Origin of the sequence: Reyranella sp. (genome assembly GCF_004297265.1) — a bacterium.
Classification (GTDB): Bacteria; Pseudomonadota; Alphaproteobacteria; order Reyranellales; family Reyranellaceae; genus Reyranella.
The window spans coordinates 73,578-94,122 of sequence record NZ_SCUT01000065.1; the positions used below are offsets into that span (position 1 = coordinate 73,578).

Below are 20,545 nucleotides of genomic sequence, written 5' to 3' on the forward strand. Positions count from 1 at the left end.
GCGCTCCGATGAGGGTTGAAATGGCCGGCATTCCGTTCATCAGGGATTTCAAGTTCGACTACGGCACGGCGATGGAGGTGACGCCGCTGATCCGCCGCGTCGTCGCCAACAATCCGAGTCCGTTCACCTTCAAGGGCACCGGCACCTACATCATCGGCCACGGCAACGTCGCGGTCGTCGATCCCGGGCCCGACGATCAGGAGCATATCGACGCCGTGCTGCGGGCGCTGCGCGGCGAGACGGTGACGCACATCCTGGTGACGCACACCCATGTCGACCACGTGCCGGCGACGCCCGCACTCGCCAGGGCGACGGGCGCCAAGGTCTACAGCTACGGCCCGCATCCCACGCCCGAAGGCGTCACGACCGAGCAGGAGGGCGATTTCTCCTTCGCGCCCGACGTGAAGCTGAACGACGGCGACGTGATCCAGGGCGACGGCTGGAACGTCGAGGCGGTCTACACGCCCGGTCACATCTCCAATCACCTCTGCTTCGCGGTGAAGGAGGACAAGGCGCTGCTCTCGGGCGACCATGTCATGGGCTGGTCGACGGCGGTGATCTCGCCGCCGGACGGCAACATGGCCGACTACTTCGCCTCGCTGCGCAAGCTGCTGCCGCGCGACGAGAGCCTCTACATCCCGACGCACGGCGCCGAGATCCGCGATCCCAATCCGTTCGTGCAGGCCTATATCGAGCATCGCCTGGGCCGCGAGGCGCAGATCATCGCGCGTCTCAAGGACGGTCCGCAGACCATCCCGCAGATGGTGGCAAAGAACTATGCCGACACCCCTGTCCATCTGCATCCGGCGGCCGGCCGCTCGATGCTGGCGCATCTCGTCCAGATGGTGAAGGACGGCAGGGTCAAGACCGAGGACGGACGCGCGACGATCGACAGCGTCTACCGGCTCTAGGGGGAACGACCAATGGACATGAAGCTTTCCGGCAAAACGGTGCTGATCACCGGCGGCAGCCGCGGCATCGGCTTCGCCTGCGCCATGGGCTTCGCGGCCGAGGGCTGCACGGTGCACATCGCCTCGCGCTCCAGGGAATCGCTGGAAAGCGCGCGGGAAAAGATCCGCGCCCGCCATAACGTGCCGGTCGAGATCCATCCTGCCGACTTCTCCGATGGCGACACCGCACGCCGCGTCGTCGAGGCGGTGGGCCATGCCGACATCCTGGTGAACAATGCCGGCGCCATCCCGCAGGGCGACATCTTCGGCATGACCGAGCCCAAATGGCGCGAAGCCTGGGACCTCAAGGTGTTCGGCTACATCAACGCCACGCGCGCCATGCTGGAGAAGATGTACGCCCGCAAGGCGGGCGTGGTCGTGAACGTGATCGGCCTCGCCGGAGAGAGCTACAATTATGATTACGTCGCCGGCACGATGGGCAATGCCGGCATCATGGCCTTCACCCGCGCGGTGGGCTCGAAGAGCGTCGATCATGGCGTGCGCGTGGTGGGGATCAATCCGCCGGCCACCCGCACCGACCGCATGCTGACGCGACTGCGCAACGTGGCCGAGCAGAAGTTCGGCGATCCCGAGCGCTGGCCGGAGCTCACGAAGCACATGCCGTTCGGCCGCGCCGCCGAGCCCGACGAAGTCGCCGACCTCGCCGTGTTCCTGGCCTCCGACCGCGCCAGCTACATCAGCGGCGTGGTCATGACCCTCGACGGCGGGCAGGCGGCCCGGCACTGACGCTTCATCGCTTTCCTCCCCATTCAAATGGGGAGGTGCCCCGAAGGGGCGGAGGGGTCACGAGAGTCCGATGGTTCTTCTTCCTTCGGCGCTCTCGGACATTGCTCAAGCCTGTCGCTTCTTGGGCTGAGCTTCGCTCAGCCCATCAATAAACTTGGCGCATCACCTGGGCGGCGAAGCCGTCGACTGCCGCCTTCTTCTGCGCTTCGCTGAGCTTCTTGTCGGCCGCCACGGCGGGGCAGTAGGCGGTGACGAGATAGTTCACCAGCTCGGCGCTCTCGACGCCGGGATAGCGGATGCGGAGATCGGCCGTCGCCGAGGCGATCGCGTTGAACGTGTCGCCGCCCGCGAGCTGCTTGCCGACGGTCGCCATCTGGGCCGGGGTCTCCTTCAGGATGCCGGGCTTGGCCGTCGGCTGCGGCTTCGGGCAGTCGAGCGCCAGGGCGGGAAAGGCCGACGTTGCTACGAAAAAGGCCGACGTTGCTACGAACAGGGCGGTGGCCAAGGTGGCGAGGCGAAACATTGATCGGTCTCCCGTGATGATGTCCAGGAGAGCGATAGCAAAACGCTAATCAATAGTCCTCTGGAACTGCAAGCCAGGGTTCGCATTTGCATCATGGACGATTCGTCGCCGCCTGGGGTTTGCTGTAGAAGAAGGTCTTCGTAGCGGACCCCTATCTGACGGGACGTTCTGCGCAAGCTGCATTCTGCGGCGTATGCGCACTTTTGCCGGAAAGGCCTACACTCCTTGAAATCATTCGCGTGGCGCGCCTTCGGGCGCGCGCGGCCCCCTGCTATTCGGGAAGACGAAGACGCCATCCGCAGCGAGCTGTTCGGCATCGAGCGCCTGGAGCAACATGCCCGCAGCCTTGCCGCCCACCAGCCGGTGCATCCCGGGTTGACCCCCGGCAAGTCGCTCGTCGTCCGTCTGCGCGCCAACGAACGCGTGCTGCTGGAGGCCTATCGTTCGATTGCGGCGGCCGTCGATGCCGGCCGGACGGTTACACCCGCCGCCGAATGGCTCCTTGATAATTTCCATCTCGTGGAGCGGCAGGTCCGGGAGGTCCGTACCGACTTGCCCGCCGGCTACTACCGACAGCTCGCCAAACTCAGCGAAGGGCCGCTGGCCGGCTACCCGCGGGTGTTCGGCCTGGCATGGGCCTTCGTGGCGCACACCGACAGCCGCTTCGATCCCGAGACGCTCACCCGCTTCGTGCGCGCGTACCAGACGGTCCAACCGCTGACCATCGGCGAGTTGTGGGCCGTTGCGATCACGCTCCGCATCGTCCTGGTCGAGAACCTGCGTCGTTCGGCCAGCCGCATCGTCAACCGGCGCGCCGAGCGTGAACAGGCAGATCTCGTTGCCGATCGCCTGTTGGGACTGCAAGATCACGCGGCGGACCCCGCGGCTCTCCAGCCTTATGACCGGGGAGGCTTCTCCGAAGGGTTCGCCGTCCAGCTCGTCCATCGCCTGCGTGACCAGGATCCCGAGACGACCCCGGCGGTGGGCTGGCTCGAGAAGCGACTGGCGCGCGACGGGACCAGCGCCGACGAGCTGGTGCGGCGCGATCATCAGCTCCAGGGCGCGACCAACGTCACGGTCCGCAACATCATCACGAGCATGCGTCTGGTCTCTGACGTCGATTGGGCGAAGCTCTTCGAGGAGGTGAGTCCGGTCGATGACGTGCTGCGAACTGGCGGTGTCTTCGTCGACATGGATTTTGCGACCCGCAACCTCTATCGCACCGCCATCGAGCAGATCGCCCGTGGTACGACGCTCGACGAACCGGAGATCGCCCGGCGTGCTCTGGGCATGGCGGCACACTGCCCCGTCGGCGACGACGGAGACGGCCGGCGGCGCGAGCCGGGCTTTCATCTGATCGGCAGCGGCCGCCGGGCTTTCGAACGGTCGGTTGGCTTCCGCACCAAGGGGCTGACCGTGCGGCGGCGGCTCCTGCGGACCGGCCTGGCGGGTTATGTCGCGGGCGTTGCCGTCACGGCCGGCCTCGTGCTCCTGCTGCCACTGCTGGGTCTGTCGCTGCTTGGGCTCCAGGGCCCGCTGCTGCTCGGGATGGCCGCCGCGGGTCTGTTGCCCGCGTTGGATGCGGCGCTCCTTTTGGTCAACCGACTGATCACGGGAGGCTTCGGCGCCACGCTGCTGCCCAGCCTCGAACTGCGCGATGGCGTGCCGGCGCATCTGCGGACGGTCGTGGCAATTCCCACCCTGCTGACGACGCAGACGACGATCGAGGAGCTGATCGAGAGCCTCGAGGTCCATCATCTCTCCAACCCGGCCGGTGCGATTCACTTCGCCCTCCTGTCGGACTGGACGGACGCGCCCGCCGAATCGATGCCGGAGGACGCGGCCCTGCTCGCGACCGCGGTCGAGGGTATCGCGCGCCTCAACCGCCGTTATCCGGCGGAACAGGGGGTCGATCGGTTCTTCCTGTTTCATCGCCGGCGCGGGTGGAATGAGGCGCAAGGTGCCTGGATCGGCTGGGAGCGCAAGCGCGGCAAACTGCACGAACTCAACCATCTGCTGCGTGGCTCGACGGGCACGACATTCGTCGCCGCGCCGGGCGCCAGCCGGGCGCTGCCTGCGGACGTGCGCTACGTCGTGACCCTCGATTCCGATACACGCCTGCCGCGCGACGCGATCGTTCGCCTGGTCGGCAAGATGGCCCATCCGCTGAACCGGCCGCGGTTGGACGTGAGCCGGCGCCGCGTGATCGAAGGCTATGGCGTGCTCCAGCCGCGCGTTACACCCTCGCTGCCGGTCGGCGCCGAGGGCTCGCGGTTCCAGCGCATCTTCTCCAACAACAGCGGTATCGATCCCTACGCGTCGGCCGTGTCGGACGTCTATCAGGACCTGTTCGGAGAGGGCTCCTATTCGGGCAAGGGCATCTACGACATCGACGCGTTCGAGGCCTCGCTGCGGGGCCGCGTTCCCGACAGCATGATGCTGAGTCACGATCTCTTCGAAGGAACCTTCGCGCGCTCCGGCCTCGCATCCGACATCGAAGTCGTCGAGGAGTTTCCCGCGCGTTATGATGTGGCGGCGGCGCGCCAGCATCGCTGGGCGAGGGGGGATTGGCAGCTCCTGCCTTGGATGCTGGGAGTCGTGAAGTCGACGGAGCCCGGAGCGCAGACCGAGTTCCTGCCCGCGATCGGCTTCTGGAAGATGTTCGACAACCTGCGTCGCACCCTTTCGGCGCCGGCAGCGATCCTCTCCCTGCTGGCGGGCTGGACGCTGCCCCTCGGCCCCGCGATGGTCTGGACGGGCTTCGTGCTACTGGTCATCGCGCTACCCACACTTCTGCCGGCGATCGCGGGCTTGTTCCCGCGACATGCGAAGATCACGGCCCGCAGTCATCTCGATGCGCTGTGGAGCGACGTCGTTTCGGCAGCCTTGCAGACCGCGTTGCTCGTCACCTTCCTGGGTCACCATGCCTGGCTGATGGCCGACGCGATCGGCCGGACGTTGTTCCGGCTCGTGGCCAGCCATCGCCGTCTTCTCGAATGGATCACTGCAGCCCAATCCAAGCAAAGCGTGCGGGCAGGATGGCTTGGCCTCTATGGCAAGATGGCAGGAAGCGTCACGGTCGCGCTCGTCGCCGCCTGCGTGGTCTGGCTGGCCGGCGCGGCGGCAATCCCGGTCGCCGCCCCATTCGTGCTGGCCTGGCTGCTGGCGCCCGCCGTCGCAGCCTGGGTGAGCCGCCCGCCCCGCGACGCCGGCAGCTTGCGGATCAAGCCTGCCGAGGCGGTCTCGCTACGCCTCATTGCTCGCCAGACGTGGCGCTTCTTCGAGACGTTCGTCACCGAGGCGGACAACATGCTGCCGCCGGACAATTTCCAGGAGGCGCCGACGCCTGCCGTGGCGCATCGCACGTCGCCGACCAATCTCGGTCTGCTGCTTCTTTCGACGGCCGCTGCCCGCGAGTTCGGCTGGATCGGCACCGCCGAGGCGGTGGAGCGTCTTGAAGCCACCCTCGCGACAATGGAGAGGCTGCAACGGTTCCGCGGCCATTTCTTCAACTGGTACGACACGAGTGATCTGCGTGCCCTCGAACCGCGCTACGTCTCGACGGTGGACAGCGGAAACCTCGCCGGACACCTGATCGCGCTGGCCAACGCCTGTGGCGCCTGGCGCACACGAGATTCCGCGAAGCCCGATGGCGCGCGCGGCGTTTCCGACAGTCTCGACCTCGCTCGCGAGGCTCTGACGGCGCTGTCTGACGATCGCCGCACCCATCTCGTCACCCGGCCCGAACTCGTCCGGGCGTTCGACGGGCTGGCGGCCGCCCTGTCCGAGACGCCAGTCCGACTCGAAGCGGTGCTATCGCTGGCGGAGACCGCCGTCGACCTGGCGCGCACGCTCGCGAGCGAGCGCGCCGATCCGGAGAGCGCCGACATGCTGTTCTGGATCGAGGCGGCTCACCGCACGGTTGCCAGCCATCATCGCGACGCCCGGGCCGACGGGATGACGGGCGATCTGGTCCGTCGCCTGCTCACGATCGAGACATCCACACGCGCCATGGCGGGCGCCATGGAATTCGACTTCCTGTTCGATGAGCGGCGCCGACTGTTGTCGATCGGCTTCCTGGTCGCCGAAGACCGGCTCGACGTCAATTGCTACGACCTTCTTGCCTCCGAGGCGCGGCTCGCGAGCTTCGTCGCCATCGCGGCGGGCAACATCCCGGCACGACACTGGTTCCGGCTGGGCCGTGAAGTGACGCCGGTCGCCCGCAGCGCGGCCCTGGTCTCGTGGTCGGGATCGATGTTCGAGTATCTGATGCCGTCGCTTGTGATGCGCGCGCCGCTCGGCAGCCTGCTCGAAAAGACCAACCGTCTCGTCGTCCGCCGGCAGATCCAGTATGCGACCGAACTCGGTCTGCCGTGGGGGATATCGGAGTCGGCCTACAATGCGCGCGACAAGGAATTCACCTACCAGTATTCGAATTTCGGCGTGCCCGGGCTCGGCTTCAAGCGCGGCCTGAGCGAGAATCTCGTCATTGCGCCCTATGCCACCGGCCTGGCCGCCATGGTCGATCCTGCTGCTGCGGTCACCAACTTCGAACGGCTGGCCGCCTTCGGAGCACGCGGCCGCTACGGCTTCTACGAGGCGCTCGATTTCACGCCCTCGCGTCTGCCGGATGGCGAGGGACGTGCGGTCGTGCTTGCCTACATGGCCCATCACCAGGGCATGACGGTGGTCGCCATTGCCAACGCCTTGCTCGACGGCGTGATGCGCTCACGCTTCCATGCCGAGCCGGGAGTCCAGGCGACGGAGCTGCTGCTGCAGGAGCGGGCGCCGCGCGATGTCGCGGTCGCCCATCCGCGCGCCGACGAGGTCGGCACCAGTGCGCTGGCAAGAGATGTCGAGCCGGCGCTGGTGCGGCGCTTGCGCAATCCGCACGCCGCCAGCCCCTCGGTGCACCTCCTGTCGAACGGACGCTATTCCGTCATGCTGACGGCAGCGGGCTCCGGCTACAGTCAATGGGGCAGCCAGGCGGTGACCCGGTGGCGCGAGGACACGACGCGCGACGACTGGGGGAGTTACATCTTCTTGCGCGACGTCGAGACGGGCGCAGTCTGGTCGGCCACCGCCCAGCCGTGTGGCCGGCCCCCCGATCGCTACGAAGTGATGTTCGCGGAGGATCGCGCCGAGTTCGTGCGCCACGATGGTACGCTGGTCACCAGCCTCGACGTCGTCGTCTCGCCGGAAGACGATGCGGAGGTCAGGCGCGTGACGTTGACCAATGCCGGGAGCCTGCCGCGTACCGTCGAGCTGACGTCTTATTCCGAAATTGTCCTGGCGCCGCGCGGCGCGGATGCAGCGCATCAGGCCTTCTCCAAGATGTTCGTACACACCGAATATCTGCCGGCCACCGGGGCGCTGCTGGCCACGCGCCGGCGCCGCGGGCCGGACGAGCCCGAACTGTGGGCCGCCCAGCTGGCGGTGGTGGAAGGCTTGGCCGTGGGCGAGATCGAGGTCGAGACGGATCGCGCCCGCTTCATCGGTCGCGGCAACGAGATCGGCGACGCGATCGCGGTGACCGACGGTCGCCGGCTCTCCGGCACGGTGGGGTCGGTCCTGGATCCGGTGTTTGCACTGCGCCGGCGCCTGCAGGTGCCCGCAGGCGGCATGGCGCGGATCGCCTTCTGGACGGTCGTCGCATCGTCACGCGATTCGTTGCTCGACGCCATCGACCGCCACCTCGACGTCAATGCGTTCACGCGCGCCACGACGCTCGCCTGGACGCAGGCGCAGGTTCAGCTTCGCCATCTCGACATCGATGCGGTCGAGGCGAGCTACTTCCAGCGTCTGGCGGGGTACGTGCTTTACGCCAGTCCGGCGCTGCGTTCATCGCCCGATGCGATTCGGCGCGGCCTGGCCGCGCCGCCGACCCTGTGGTCGCAAGGCATCTCCGGTGATCTGCCGATCGTTCTGGTGCGCGTCGAGGAGGTCGAGGACACGGGCATCGTGCGCGAGCTGTTGCGCGCACGCGAATATTGGCGACTCAAGGGTCTGTCGGTCGATCTCGTGATCCTGAACGAGCGCAGCACCTCCTACGTGCAGGATCTCCAATCCATGCTGGAGACCCTGGTTCGCGCCAGCCGGTCCCGAACCCATCTCGGGGTCGAGGATGCACCGGGCGCCGTCTTCGTCCTGCGTACCGATCTGATCTCCGCCGAGACCCGCGCACTCCTGCTTGCCCTGGCCCGCGTGGTGCTGCGCGGCGGCCGTGGCAGCCTGTCGGACCAGCTCGGTCGCCTCAAGTCGCCGCGTGGCGTGGCGCCACCGCTCCGTCGTGCCGTGGCGAGGGAGGCCGGCGCGAAGCCATTGCCGCCGCAGCCGGTGGCGCTGGGTGCGCTGCAGTTCTTCAATGGACTGGGCGGCTTCTCGCCCGATGGCCGGGAGTACGTCACTGTACTCGGCCCCGGGCAGTCGACACCGGCGCCATGGATCAACGTGATCTCGAATGCGTCATTCGGCTTTCAGGTGGCGGCCGATGGCGGCGGCTACACCTGGTCGCAGAACAGCCGCGACAACCAGCTCACGCCCTGGTCCAACGATCCGGTTGTCGACCGGCCGGGCGAGGCGTTCTATGTGCGTGACCTCGACAGTGGCGAATTGTGGACGCCGACGGCGCGGCCGGTGCGCCTCGCGCAGGCGACCTACATCGTCCGGCACGGGCGCGGCTACAGCCGGTTCGAACTGGTGGCGAACGGCATCGCGCTCGATCTGCTGCAATACGTTCCCTTGGGCGATTCCCTCAAAATCTCGCGGCTCACCCTCCGCAACATCTCCGATCGGCCGCGCCGGCTCTCGGTCACCGCCTATGTCGAATGGGTCCTGGGCCTTGCCCGCGGCGCCGCCGGCCCGACGGTCGTCACGGAGCGGGACGGCGAGACCGGTGCGATTTTCGCGCGCAACAGATGGAATCTCCACCATGGCGGCCGGGTCGCATTTGCCGATCTCTCCGGGCGCCAGACCGCCTGGACGGGCGATCGCGGCGAGTTCTTCGGCCGCAACGGCAGGATGGACAATCCCGTTGCGCTCAGCGCCGATCTGCCGCTGTCGCAGCGCCTCGGCGCCGGCCTCGATCCGTGCGCTGCCTTGCAGACCGCCGTCGACCTGAAGCCAGGCGGCGTGCACGAGGTCGTGTGCTTCCTGGGCCAGGCGGCCGATGAGGCCGAGGCGCGTGCATTGATCGCGCGGTACAGGGTTGCCGATCTGGCCACCGTGCATCGCGAGGCCGTTGAGTTCTGGGACGGCGTCCTGGGCACCGTGCAGGTGAAGACCCCCGATCCCGCGACCGACATCCTGTTGAACGGATGGCTGCTCTACCAGTCTCTGGCCTGCCGCTACTGGGCCCGTTCGGCCTTCTATCAGGCGAGCGGCGCCTACGGCTTCCGCGACCAGCTCCAGGATGCAATGTCGCTGGCCGTGCCGATGCCTGCGCTGGCGCGCGCCCACATCCTGCGCGCGGCGTCGCGGCAGTTCGTCGAGGGCGATGTCCAGCATTGGTGGTTCCCGATCGCGGGTCAGGGCGTGCGCACGCGCATCTCGGACGACCGCGCATGGCTCGCCACCGTGGCCGCGCATTATGTCGAGACCACCGGCGATGGCGCGATCCTCGACGAGCCCGTTTCTTTCCTCGAGGGTCCGGCGCTGCGCGAGGGCGAGCACGATCTCTACTTCCAGCCGGAACAAGCGGACGAGGCCGCGTCGCTGTTCGAACACTGCGCACGCGGCCTCGATCTCAGTCTGGCCACCGGCGCGCACGGCCTGCCGCTGATCGGCACCGGCGACTGGAACGACGGCATGAACCGGGTGGGCGAGGCGGGTCGGGGCGAGAGCGTCTGGCTCGGCTGGTTCCTGTACGCGGCCCTGCTTGCGTTCGCGCCAATTGCCGAACGCCGCGGCGAAACGCGACGGGCGGCCCGCTGGATCGCTCATGCCGGGGCACTGAAGGCTGCGCTCGACCGCGAAGCGTGGGACGGTGCCTGGTACCGTCGCGGCTACTATGACGACGGCACGCTCCTGGGCTCGGCCACGAGCGAAGAGTGTCGCATCGATTCCATCGCCCAGTCGTGGGCCGCAATCTCGGGTGCGGCCGATCCCTCGCGAGCCGTGCAGGCCATGGAGTCGCTCGACGAGATGCTCGTGCATCGCGGCGACCGACTGGCGCTGCTGTTCACGCCGCCCTTCGACAGGACTCCGCTCGATCCCGGTTACATCAAGGGCTATCCGCCCGGCATTCGCGAGAATGGCGGGCAGTACACGCATGCAGCAGCCTGGTCGATCATGGGCTTCGCGGCCTTGGGCCAGGGCGACAAGGCGCATGAGCTGTTTGCGCTGCTCAACCCGATCAACCACACGGCGACCCGTGCTGGCGTGTTGCGCTACAAGGTCGAACCTTATGTCGTGGCGGCCGATGTCTACTCGGTGCCACCGCATGTGGGACGCGGGGGATGGACCTGGTATACCGGCTCGGCGGGCTGGCTCCATCGTGCCGGGATCGAGTCGATCCTCGGCCTGAAGGTGAAGGGTGACCGGTTCGAGGTGGCGCCCTGCCTGCCAACCGCCTGGCCGGGTTTCGAGATGACCCTCACTTTGCGCGGGTCGGTGTACGAGATCGTAGTGCGCAATCCCGACGGCGTCAGCCGCGGAGTCGTCGCCGTCGAGTTGGACGGGGTGCCGCAGCCGGTTGCTGACGGTAAGGCCATGGTCCGTCTGGGCAACGACGCCGCCCGAAGGACCGTCGCTGTGACGCTGGGCTGAGCGCTATTTGCGCTTGGCCGTGGCAGCGGGTTTCACGGGCGAGGCCATGGCCGACGCGAAAGTCGGTGCGACGATCTTGGCTTTGTTTTGCTTGGGCTTCTTCGCCTCGCGGTTGCCGCGGCGATGCTTCATGGACATGGGAATATTGGTTTCCTGGCGTCGATGCGGAGAAAATCTCAGCTTCGTCGGGCCATGGGTTCATCCTACGCGCTTTGCCGTACGAAGTACGATTAATGACGCGCTAGTTCAGCGCCTCCACTTGGGCGACCACCGCGTGCGCGCGAGAAGACGGGGCTCGCGCGGGCGTGGCCGACTGCGAATGCGGCACGGCGCGCTCGCCGACGGTGAATGCGGCCACCAGGAAAAGCAGCCCTCCCGCGACGGTGCTCAGCCCGTAGCCCCAGCCAGCGCTATGCCGCCAGCATGGAAAAGCCGCGATGCCCACGGCCGCCAATAGCACGGCGAGGCTCAATCCCAACATTTGTATCCCCTATCGTTGATGGATGAACGAGCACGGAGAGTGCGGGTTCCATCCTGGGATGGTCTTTTGGATACGGTGTTGGCGGGAGAGCCATCCCTCAGCGACGGCATTCCACATGGTCGCAGGCGGGCCTGGAGGGGTAGTTTGCCGCCAACAATGAACGATCCCCTCTCCAACGCCCGCGCGCTGCTGCATTCCGTCTTCGGATTCAACGCTTTCCGCCCCGGCCAGGAGGAAATCGTGCGCGCCGTGCTGGCCGGCGAGAACGTGCTGGCGGTCATGCCCACTGGCAGCGGCAAGTCGCTCTGTTTCCAGCTTCCCGCCATTGCCCGTCCCGGCCTCACCCTGGTGGTGTCGCCGCTGATTGCGCTGATGCGCGACCAGGTCCAGGCGCTGACCGCCGCCGGTGTGGCCGCCGGCAGCCTCAATTCCAGCAACGACCCGGCCGAGAACGCGCGGGTGATGGGCCTGCTGCGCCGCCGTGAGCTGCGCCTGCTCTATGTCGCGCCGGAGCGGCTGGCGCGGCCCGACACGGTCGAGATGCTGGCCGAGGCGCAGGTCACGATGATGGCGATCGACGAGGCTCATTGCGTCTCGCAATGGGGCCATGATTTCCGTCCCGAGTATCTGACGCTCGGCAACCTGGCGCGGCAGATCGGCGGCCGGCTGCAGACGCTGGCCTTCACCGCCACCGCCGATGCGCCGACGCGGGGCGACATCGTCGAGAAGCTGTTCGCTGCTGAGCCGCGCGTCTTCGTGCGCAGCTTCGACCGGCCCAACCTCAAGCTCGCCTTCAAGCCCAAGGAGCGCTCGACGCGCCAGGTCCTGTCCTTCGTGCAGGCGCATCCCGGCGAGAGCGGCATCGTCTACTGCGCCTCGCGGCGCAAGGTCGAGGAACTCGCCGAGGCGCTGGTGGCCGCAGGCATCAACGCGCGGCCCTATCATGCCGGCCTCGAGAAATCCGTGCGCGACGCCAACCAGGATGCCTTCCAGCAGGAAGACGGGCTGGTGATGACGGCCACCGTCGCCTTCGGCATGGGCATCGACAAGCCCGACGTGCGCTTCGTCTGCCATGCAGACCTGCCGTCCAACGTGGAGGCCTATTACCAGGAGATCGGACGTGCGGGCCGCGACGGGCTGCCGGCCGATACGCTGACCCTCTACGGGCTGGGCGACATGCAGCTGCGCCGCCTGCAGATCGAGCAGGGCGATTCCTCCGACGAGCGCAAGCGCATCGAGCGTCAGCGGCTGGGCGCGCTGCTGTCGCTTGCCGAGGCGCCGCGTTGCCGACGCCAGACCCTGCTCGCGTATTTCGGCGAGGCGTCGGAGACCTGTGGCAACTGCGATCTCTGCCAGGAAGGCGTCGAGCTGTTCGATGCGACCGTCGATGCGCAGAAGGCGATGTCCGCCATCGTGCGCACCGGCGAGCGTTTCGGCATGGAGCATCTCATCGCCGTCCTGACGGGCGACCTCACCGACAATGTCGCCAAGTTCAGGCACGACGCCTTGCCGACCTTCGGCGTCGGCAAGAACCGCAAGGCAGCGGACTGGCGTTCGATCTTCCGCCAGCTCTCGGCGGTCGGACTCATTGCCCAGGACCTGATGGAGCACGGGCGCTGGTGGGTGACGGACGAGGGCTGGTCCGTCCTGAAGGGCAGGCAGAAGGTCGAGCTGCGCAAGATCGCCGCGTCGGCGACCTCCAGGGGCGAGCGCCGCGGGCGGGCCGTGGCGCCGCCGATCGTCAGCGATGCCGACAGCGAGCTGCTCGACTCTCTCCGCTCGCTGCGCACCCGGCTGGCGCGGGCGCAGAACGTGCCCGCCTATGTCGTCTTCTCGGATCGCACCCTCGTCGAACTCGCCACCCACCGGCCCTCGACCCTGGCGGCCATGCGCGAAATCCACGGGATCGGCGATGCCAAGCTCGAACGCTACGGGGCCGAATTCCTGGCTGCAATCGGGCCGCGCAGCCCCTGACGGGGGCGAACCCGGAACTTTTCGCCTCTTTTCTTCGTTGTGAAGGTCGCCTTTGCCTGTTCGCGGGCAGGCGATCCAAGCGGCCTGCGGGCGGAGATCAGAGAGGAACCATGGACGCCAGGGAGGGTACATCCAAAGACCGGACCGGCGTACCGGGTCTCGACGAAATTCTACTGGGCGGGCTGGCGTCCGGCCGGGTCTTCCTGCTCGAGGGAAGTCCCGGAACGGGCAAGACCACCATGGCCCTGCGATTCCTGCTGGAGGGAGCCCGGGCAGGCGAGCGCGGCCTTTATGTAACCCTGTCCGAGACCGCCAAGGAGTTGCACCACACCGCGGAGGCCCACGGCTGGGAGCTTGACGGCAAGATCGAGGTCTTCGAGGTCGTGCCGCCGGAGAGCCTGCTCGATGCCGACCAGCAGCAGAGCCTGCTGTATTCCTCCGACCTCGAACTCGGCGAGACAGTGAAGCTCATCTTCCAGGCGGTCGAGCGCAGCAAGGCGCAACGTATTGTGCTCGATTCGCTGTCGGAGATCCGGCTGCTTGCCCAGAGTTCGCTGCGCTATCGGCGGCAGATCCTGGCGCTGAAGCACTATTTCGCGCGTCACGGCGCCACTGTCCTGATGCTCGACGACCTCACGACGGATGTGCTCGACAAGACGGTTCACAGCGTCGCGCACGGCGTGATCCGGCTGGAGGAACTCACGCCGGACTACGGTGCCGAGCGCCGGCGGCTGCGCATCGTGAAGTATCGCGCGCAGGGGTTCCGGGGTGGCTACCATGATTTCGTCATTCGCGCCGGCGGGGCGCAGGTGTTCCCCCGTCTGGTTGCAGCGGAGCACCGCCGCGATTTCGAGCGCGGGCGGATCGGAACGGGCCTGCCAGCGTTCGATACACTCCTGGGCGGCGGGATCGAGCAGGGCTCCAGTACCTTGCTGGTCGGACCGGCCGGTTCGGGCAAGACCACGCTGGCCTGGCAGTTCGTGGCAGAAGCAATTCGCAAGGGCGACAAGGCCGCGATGTTCGTGTTCGACGAAGAGATCGGTCTCATTTTCGATCGTGCCAAGCCTCTGGGGTTCGATTTTCCAGCCATGCAGGCGACCGGCAGGCTACAGATCATGCAGCTCGATGCGGCCGAGTTGTCACCGGGAGAGTTCGCGCACAACGTCCGGCTGGTGGCGAACGATCCCGCAATGAAGACTGTCGTTATCGACAGTCTGAACGGCTATCAGGCCGCCATGCCGGAGGAGAACTCGCTCGTCCTGCACATGCACGAGTTGATCCAGTACCTCAACCGCACTGGCGTTTCGACCTTCGTCACAATGGCGCAGCAGGGAATCATCGGCGAGATGAAGTCGCCGGTGGACGTCACCTATCTGGCCGACGCCGTGATCCTGCTGCGCTTCTTCGAGGCGGAAGGGGCGGTTCGACGGGCCTTGTCCGTGATCAAGAAAAGGGGTGGCAGGCACGAGGACACGATCCGCGAATTCTGGCTGGACCGGGGACTTCACATTGGCGAACCGCTTTCGCAGTTTCATGGTGTGCTGCGGGGAACACCCATGCTGCCGGGCAATCGCGCGCCTGTCCGACCGGTATCGCGCGAATGACCGATGCGTCCCGGGAACTGCGCGCCCTGGTTCTTGCGCCGCGCGGACGTGATGCGGCGGTGGCATGCTCATTGATCGAGCGGACCGGTGTATCCTGCGTCGCGTGTCCCGACCTCATGGCCGTTGTCCGATGTCTCGACGAGGACGTCGCTTTCCTGCTGATGACCGAGGAGGCAATTCACGGTGCCGATCTCAATCCCCTCTCGGCCTGGCTTGCCAGCCAGCCGCCATGGTCCGACCTGCCTTTCCTGCTGGTGACCGACCGCGGTGGCGGGCCGGAGCGCAACCCGATCGCATCGCGCTGGCTCGAGACCCTCGGCAACGTCTCTTTCATCGAACGACCTTTTCATCCCACGACCCTCCTCAGTGTCTCGCGCGCAGCCGTGAAGGGAAGGCGGCGCCAGCATGAGACCCGCCGGCTGCTGGCCAATTTGCGCGAGAGCGACCAGCGGCTTCGGACGGCGCTGCATGCCGGACGGCTGGCTGCCTGGGAGTTCGACTTCGCGACGTCGCGCCTCAACGTCTCCGTCGAGGGCAAAATGCTCTTGGGCCGCACCGAGCTGCAGGATGTCGGACTGGATGACCTGATGCGTGGTATCGCGCCCGACGACCGCGCTTCCGTAGCCGGGGCGCTCAGCCGCAGCATGAGCACGGGTCAGGACTTTGCCGTGGATCTCCGGTTCGGGCGGCCCGATGGGGAAAGCCTGTGGCTGGATGTCCGGGCCCGCCTCGTTCGTGTCGCCGGCGGATCGCCGCAGCGCTTCGTGGGCGTCGCGTCCGACATTACGGTTCGTAAGGGCGCTGAAGCGAGCCTCCAAGGCCTGAACGAACTGCTCGAAAGGCGCGTTCAGGAGCGGACGGCGCAGCTTCGCCAGGCTCACGACGAACTGCTGGCGCAGATTGCCGAGCGCGAGCGCACCGAGGCGCAGCTTCGCCAGATGCAGAAGCTCGAATCGATCGGCCAGCTCACGGGCGGCGTCGCCCACGACTTCAACAATCTCCTGACGGCAGTGATCGGCAACCTGGAGCTCCTCCGCAAGCGCGTGCAGTCCAGCCCGTCCAGCGATCGGCTGATCGATGGCGCCATGCAGGGCGCACAGCGTGGCGCGGCGCTGACACAGCGCCTGCTGGCTTTCGCCCGGCACCAGGCGCTGGATGCCCGGCCGGTGGACCTCGCCGACCTGGTGCGCGGCATGGACGACCTGTTGCGCCGGTCACTCGGTCCTTCGGTCACGATGATCCAGGATCTCCCGGCCGGCATTCCGCCCGCCCATGTCGATGCCAACCAGGTCGAGCTCGCGCTGCTCAATCTCGCGGTCAACAGCCGCGACGCCATGCCCGACGGCGGCACGCTGACCCTCGCGCTCGATCTTGCAGAGACGGACGTGACGCGCGATCTCGCGGCCGGTCGCTATGTTCGGCTCACCGTCTCCGACACGGGCTCCGGGATGGATGACGAAACGCTGCGCAGGGCGATCGAACCCTTCTTCTCGACCAAGGAAGTCGGCAAGGGAACGGGCCTGGGCCTTTCGATGATCCACGGCCTTGCGCTGCAGCTCAAGGGCGCGCTGCGCCTGTTCAGCACGCCCGGGCGAGGCACGCGCGCAGAATTATGGCTGCCGATGGCTCATGACGCGATGGAGGCCGCCGCCCCAGAAGCCACGGCGCGGACGCCCGACGGCAAACGCCATGCGACGCTGCTGTTCGTCGACGACGACTTCCTCATCAGCCTCAGCACGACGTCGCTGCTGGAGGATCTGGGGCACACCGTCATCACGGCGTCGTCGGGATCGCAAGCTCTCGAAGTCCTGCGGACCGGCAGGCCAATCGACATGATGATCACGGACTACGCCATGCCTGGCATGACCGGCCTGCAGCTCGCCGAAGAAGCGCGCGCGCTGCGGCCCGGCCTGCCGATCCTGCTGGCCACCGGTTACGCCGACCTGCCGACGCGCGCCCCGTTCGACCTGCCGCGTCTCCACAAGCCCTATCAGCAGGCGCAACTGGCCGAGCAGATCCAGGGCCTGATCGGCTGAGTCATCGGGACAGGAATGGCATCACCCGCCGCACGCGCTCGTCGCGCAGCCAGAGCCCGCCCCAGACGACAACACCCAGATAGATGCCGAACAGCGTGTGGCTGAACAGAGGGCTGCCGATCCGAAGGTGGGTCGCGATCGCGCCGCCGAACAGGCCCGTCAGCAGGACCGCACCCAGCAGCGCGGTGCGCGGCCAAGCGTAGAGGACCGTGCAGGCGAGCGTCACGATGCCCAGAAAGCGCGCGAAGGAATCGGTTTCAGGCAGGCCCATTTCCTTCGACGTCGTGGTCACGATCTCCAGCGGCGGCAGCTTGATCAACCCGTCGAAGAGCAGGAACAGGATGGCGAGGCCGCTCAGCACGCGACCCGCCCACAATGCCTTGGTCGAGACCACGACCGGTCAGCCCTTCCTGATGGGCGTGCCCATCGACCAGAGCACGCCGAATGGATCGCGGAACTGGCCGTAGCGGTCGCCCCAGAACATGTCCTGCACCGGCAGCGCGACCGTGGCACCGGCCTTGATCGCCCGGTCGAAGGCGGCATCGACATCGTCGACCTGGAGATGGAGGGTGAAGGCGGCGGGCTTCTCCAGCGGTGCGCCGTGCTCGGGAAAGGCATCGGCGAGCATCAGCGAGCCGCCATTGATCACCAGATGGATGTGCATGTAGCGGCCCTTGTCGTCGGGCGGCATGCGCATCACTTCCCGGGCGCCGAGCGCCGCGACGTAATAGTCGGCGGCCTTGGCCGCGTTGCTGACCGAGAGGTAGGGGCAGGGGCCACCGAGCACCGGCGGCTGAACGGCTGGGGTCATGACGGTCTCCTTGGCTGATGTCATGTCCCGAGGACGGCCGGCCGATGTCGACTCCGACAGTGCCGCCGTAATTTTTTCTACGATGAGAGCCGGTCGAGATGCTGGCGAATGTGCGCGGCCTCGGCCGGGCTGTTGGCCAGCGCGATCGCGTGGCTGAAGGCCTCGCGCGCCTCGAGGGGCCGCTCGAGCTGCTCCAGCAGCGCGCCCTTCACGCCATGGAAATAGAAATAGCCCCACAGCCGCTGGCCGAGCGGTTCGATCATCTCGAGCGCGGCCTGGGGGCCCTTCACCTTGGAAACGGCGACGGCGCGGTTGAGCGTCACCACCGGCGACGGCTGCAGTCGTTCGAGATTGGCATAGAGCAGGTCGATCTGCGCCCAGTCGGTGTCCTCGGCGCGCTTCGCCCTGGCGTGCAGCGCGGCGATGGCGGCCTGGACCTGGTAAGGGCCGGGCCGGCGGTGGCGCATCGCCTTGTCGATCAGCGCAAGGCCCTCGGCGATGCGCGGCTGGCTCCACAGGCTGCGATCCTGGTCTTCCAGCAGCACGACGTTGCCGTCCCCGTCGAAGCGGGCCTTTGCCCGTGCCCGCTGCAGCAGCATCAACGCCAGCATGCCCATGATCTCGGGCTCGGCGGGAAACAGGCGCAGCAGCAGCCGGGCGAGCCAGATCGCCTCCTCGGCCAGCGGCTTGCGCGCATCGGCCTCGCGGCTGCTGCTCGAAGAATAGCCTTCGTTGAACAGGAGGTAGATCATGGCGGCGACGACCGCGAGCCGCTCTGCCCGCTCCGGCGCGCCCGGCGTCTCGAAGGCGACCCCGGCATTGCCGATGCGGGCCTTGGCGCGCGTGATGCGCTGCTCCATCGCCGCTTCGCCCACCAGGAAGGCCTGCGCGATCTGCTTCACCGAGAGTCCGCAGACGATGCGCAAGGCCAGGGCGATCTGTTGCGTCGCCGGCAATTCGGGATGGCAGCAGATGAACAGCAACCGCAGGATATCGTCCTTGTAGTGCTCGCCGTCGAGCCGGTCGGCCAGCGACGCCTCGGCATCGTCGAGGTCCGACAGCACCGCCTCGTCGGGCAGTTCGCTCTGCCTGGCCTGCCGCCGCACCTGGTCCATCGCAGCATTGCGCCCGACCAGGATCAGCCAGGCGGCGGGGTCGCGCGGCGGGCCGTTCTGCGGCCAGGTCTTCAGGGCGCGCAGGCAGGCTTCCTGGAAGGCTTCCTCGGCCGTATCGAGCTTCCGGAAGTAACGCAGCAGCGCCCCCATCACCTGGGGACGCGCTGCGCCCAGAACCGGATCGATCCAGCCGAGGTCGTTCATGCCGCTGGCTTCTTCGCTTCAGGAAGTTGGCTGGGATGGAACTCGGCCACGGGGCGGATTTCGTAGCTGCCGGTCCCGGGATTGGCCTTGGCGAGTTCCTTGGCCGTGTCGATGGCAGCCTCGAGCGAGGCACAATCGATCACATAGAAGCCGAGGAGCTGCTCCTTGGTCTCGGCGAACGGCCCGTCGATCACCATCTCCTCGCGCCCCTTGCGCAGGGTCGTGGCCGCCGTCGTCGGCAGCAGGCGGGCCACCGGCCCCAGCCGGCCTTGCCGCGCGAGCTTGTCGTTCACGGCATAGAGCTTCGTCATCGTCTCGTCGTGGTACTCCTTCGACCACGAACCGATGGCTTCCTCGGAATTGTAGCAAAGGATGGCGTAGAGCATGGGTTTGCGGTTCCTCTGTTACCCAGGACGTCAGGACAGGCCATCTGCCGACAGCCCGGTAGGGAATATTTTCGCCTACTCGGCGTCGGAAGAGACCGGAGTCTCGAAGGGCGTGCCGGCCTTCAGGATGCGATAGCGCCCATCCCGGATTTCCGCCCCGGCGACGATACCCGTGCGGGCGCTGCCGCCGTCGAGGCACAGGCGGTCGCCCTCGAACAGGTGCGTGTCTTCCATGCCGCTGATCTTCCGGTGCTTGTCGGGCGGCGTGTGGCCGTGGACCACCAGCGTACCGCCGAAGCCCTGCTTCCAGTCGAGGAAGCCGTGGTTGATCCAGGCCCAGCGCGCCTCGGTGAAGATCAGCCAGGGGCGGGCGAGGAACTCGTCCTGATCGGCATGGGGATCGAGGCCGCCATGGACGAACACCGTGTTGCCCAGCCGAACGTGCGAGCGCATGCCCTGCAGCCGGTGCACGACCGTCTCGCCCAGGGCATCGTGCAGCAGCGCCTGGTCGGCATGCGACGCCGGATGGCCGGCGCGGGCCGCCATCTCGTCGAGCAGGATGTGGCCGCCCATGCGCTTGCTGAGCCACATGGTCTCGGCCTTGTGCGCGTGTGGCCCGCCGACGACCGTGAGCATCATCATGATCTCGTGGTTGCCCATCAGCCGGTCGACATGGTCGACTCCGTGGGCTTCCTCGTCCTGGGCCCACTGTTTCAGGACGCCGATGCTGTCGGGGCCCCGGTTGATCATGTCGCCGAGATAGATCAGCCGGCGCCTGCTACCCGTGGTCTCGCCTGCGAGCGTGGCGATCGATTTCAGGAGCGCCCCGAGTTCGGCCGCACAGCCGTGGACGTCGCCGATGGCGAACACCGTCTCGCCCCTCAGGGCGAAGGGGGCGGGTTCCCACTCGGAAATCGTGACGGGCAGGTCGGCCATGGCAGGGTAATG

At 67.1% G+C, this 20,545-nt stretch carries 14 protein-coding genes; 6 read left to right on the forward strand and 8 right to left on the reverse strand.

Annotated features, from left to right (window positions below; genetic code table 11):
* Nucleotides 1–20 precede the first annotated feature (20 nt).
* Nucleotides 21–911: an MBL fold metallo-hydrolase gene (locus EPO41_RS29340; RefSeq protein ID WP_296333144.1), complete on the forward strand. Its 891-nt coding sequence runs from the start codon at nt 21–23 to the stop codon at nt 909–911.
* A gap of 12 nt (nt 912–923) precedes the next feature.
* Entirely contained in the window at nt 924–1,697 is a 774-nt protein-coding gene (locus tag EPO41_RS29345; protein WP_296333147.1) for a short-chain dehydrogenase/reductase, read from the forward strand.
* A 145-nt stretch (nt 1,698–1,842) separates the two neighbouring features.
* Here the strand turns inward: EPO41_RS29345 and EPO41_RS29350 are convergent, their stop codons facing one another.
* Nucleotides 1,843–2,220 (reverse strand): hypothetical protein, encoded by a 378-nt coding sequence (locus EPO41_RS29350; RefSeq protein ID WP_296333151.1) that lies wholly within the window; start codon nt 2,218–2,220, stop codon nt 1,843–1,845.
* 225 nt (nt 2,221–2,445) lie between these two features.
* Here EPO41_RS29350 and EPO41_RS29355 point away from each other — a divergent pair, with 225 nt between their 5' ends.
* The gene (locus EPO41_RS29355; RefSeq protein ID WP_296333153.1) at nt 2,446–10,986 is read left to right on the forward strand and encodes a glucoamylase family protein; all 8,541 of its coding nucleotides are present in this window, start codon (nt 2,446–2,448) and stop codon (nt 10,984–10,986) included.
* Nucleotides 10,987–10,989: 3 nt separating this feature from the next.
* Here EPO41_RS29355 and EPO41_RS29360 read toward each other — a convergent pair whose 3' ends face one another.
* Nucleotides 10,990–11,118, reverse strand: coding sequence for a hypothetical protein (locus EPO41_RS29360; RefSeq protein WP_296333156.1), 129 nt, complete (start codon nt 11,116–11,118; stop codon nt 10,990–10,992).
* Between the two features lie 109 nt (nt 11,119–11,227).
* A complete protein-coding gene (locus tag EPO41_RS29365) occupies nt 11,228–11,467 on the reverse strand; it encodes a hypothetical protein (RefSeq protein ID WP_296333158.1) in 240 nt (79 codons plus the stop codon).
* 156 nt (nt 11,468–11,623) lie between these two features.
* Here EPO41_RS29365 and recQ point away from each other — a divergent pair, with 156 nt between their 5' ends.
* The 3 genes from recQ to EPO41_RS29380 all read left to right on the forward strand — a co-directional run bounded on the left by recQ (nt 11,624) and on the right by EPO41_RS29380 (nt 17,081).
* On the forward strand, nt 11,624–13,441 hold the full coding sequence (recQ, locus tag EPO41_RS29370) for a DNA helicase RecQ (protein ID WP_296333160.1): 1,818 nt from the start codon (nt 11,624–11,626) through the stop codon (nt 13,439–13,441).
* 110 nt (nt 13,442–13,551) lie between these two features.
* Nucleotides 13,552–15,045 (forward strand): ATPase domain-containing protein, encoded by a 1,494-nt coding sequence (locus EPO41_RS29375; RefSeq protein ID WP_296333164.1) that lies wholly within the window; start codon nt 13,552–13,554, stop codon nt 15,043–15,045.
* A gap of 116 nt (nt 15,046–15,161) precedes the next feature.
* The gene (locus EPO41_RS29380; protein WP_296333167.1) at nt 15,162–17,081 is read left to right on the forward strand and encodes a PAS domain-containing sensor histidine kinase; all 1,920 of its coding nucleotides are present in this window, start codon (nt 15,162–15,164) and stop codon (nt 17,079–17,081) included.
* Between the two features lies 1 nt (nt 17,082).
* Here the strand turns inward: EPO41_RS29380 and EPO41_RS29385 are convergent, their stop codons facing one another.
* The 5 genes from EPO41_RS29385 to EPO41_RS29405 all read right to left on the reverse strand — a co-directional run bounded on the left by EPO41_RS29385 (nt 17,083) and on the right by EPO41_RS29405 (nt 20,533).
* Complete coding sequence (locus EPO41_RS29385) at nt 17,083–17,457, reverse strand: DoxX family protein (protein WP_363247784.1); 375 nt, start codon at nt 17,455–17,457, stop codon at nt 17,083–17,085.
* 24 nt (nt 17,458–17,481) lie between these two features.
* A complete protein-coding gene (locus tag EPO41_RS29390; protein WP_296333173.1) occupies nt 17,482–17,892 on the reverse strand; it encodes a glyoxalase/bleomycin resistance/extradiol dioxygenase family protein in 411 nt (136 codons plus the stop codon).
* A 77-nt stretch (nt 17,893–17,969) separates the two neighbouring features.
* Entirely contained in the window at nt 17,970–19,211 is a 1,242-nt protein-coding gene (locus tag EPO41_RS29395; protein ID WP_296333176.1) for an RNA polymerase sigma factor, read from the reverse strand.
* Complete coding sequence (locus EPO41_RS29400; RefSeq protein ID WP_296333177.1) at nt 19,208–19,597, reverse strand: YciI family protein; 390 nt, start codon at nt 19,595–19,597, stop codon at nt 19,208–19,210. Before EPO41_RS29400 ends, EPO41_RS29395 begins: the two co-directional genes overlap by 4 nt.
* A gap of 75 nt (nt 19,598–19,672) precedes the next feature.
* Nucleotides 19,673–20,533 (reverse strand): metallophosphoesterase, encoded by an 861-nt coding sequence (locus EPO41_RS29405; protein ID WP_296333179.1) that lies wholly within the window; start codon nt 20,531–20,533, stop codon nt 19,673–19,675.
* Between the last annotated feature and the right edge of the window lie 12 nt (nt 20,534–20,545).

Excerpts from the sequence above, each read along its gene's own strand:
- EPO41_RS29340 (WP_296333144.1), top strand. The coding sequence starts at position 21 with ATGGCCGGCATTCCGTTCATCAGGGATTTCAAGTTCGACTACGGCACG.
- EPO41_RS29345 (WP_296333147.1), top strand. The coding sequence starts at position 924 with ATGGACATGAAGCTTTCCGGCAAAACGGTGCTGATCACCGGCGGCAGC.
- EPO41_RS29350 (WP_296333151.1), bottom strand. The coding sequence starts at position 2,220 with ATGTTTCGCCTCGCCACCTTGGCCACCGCCCTGTTCGTAGCAACGTCG.
- EPO41_RS29360 (WP_296333156.1), bottom strand. The coding sequence starts at position 11,118 with ATGAAGCATCGCCGCGGCAACCGCGAGGCGAAGAAGCCCAAGCAAAAC.
- EPO41_RS29365 (WP_296333158.1), bottom strand. The coding sequence starts at position 11,467 with ATGTTGGGATTGAGCCTCGCCGTGCTATTGGCGGCCGTGGGCATCGCG.
- recQ (WP_296333160.1), top strand. The coding sequence starts at position 11,624 with ATGAACGATCCCCTCTCCAACGCCCGCGCGCTGCTGCATTCCGTCTTC.
- EPO41_RS29375 (WP_296333164.1), top strand. The coding sequence starts at position 13,552 with ATGGACGCCAGGGAGGGTACATCCAAAGACCGGACCGGCGTACCGGGT.
- EPO41_RS29380 (WP_296333167.1), top strand. The coding sequence starts at position 15,162 with ATGGCCGTTGTCCGATGTCTCGACGAGGACGTCGCTTTCCTGCTGATG.
- EPO41_RS29390 (WP_296333173.1), bottom strand. The coding sequence starts at position 17,892 with ATGACCCCAGCCGTTCAGCCGCCGGTGCTCGGTGGCCCCTGCCCCTAC.
- EPO41_RS29395 (WP_296333176.1), bottom strand. The coding sequence starts at position 19,211 with ATGAACGACCTCGGCTGGATCGATCCGGTTCTGGGCGCAGCGCGTCCC.
- EPO41_RS29400 (WP_296333177.1), bottom strand. The coding sequence starts at position 19,597 with ATGCTCTACGCCATCCTTTGCTACAATTCCGAGGAAGCCATCGGTTCG.
- EPO41_RS29405 (WP_296333179.1), bottom strand. The coding sequence starts at position 20,533 with ATGGCCGACCTGCCCGTCACGATTTCCGAGTGGGAACCCGCCCCCTTC.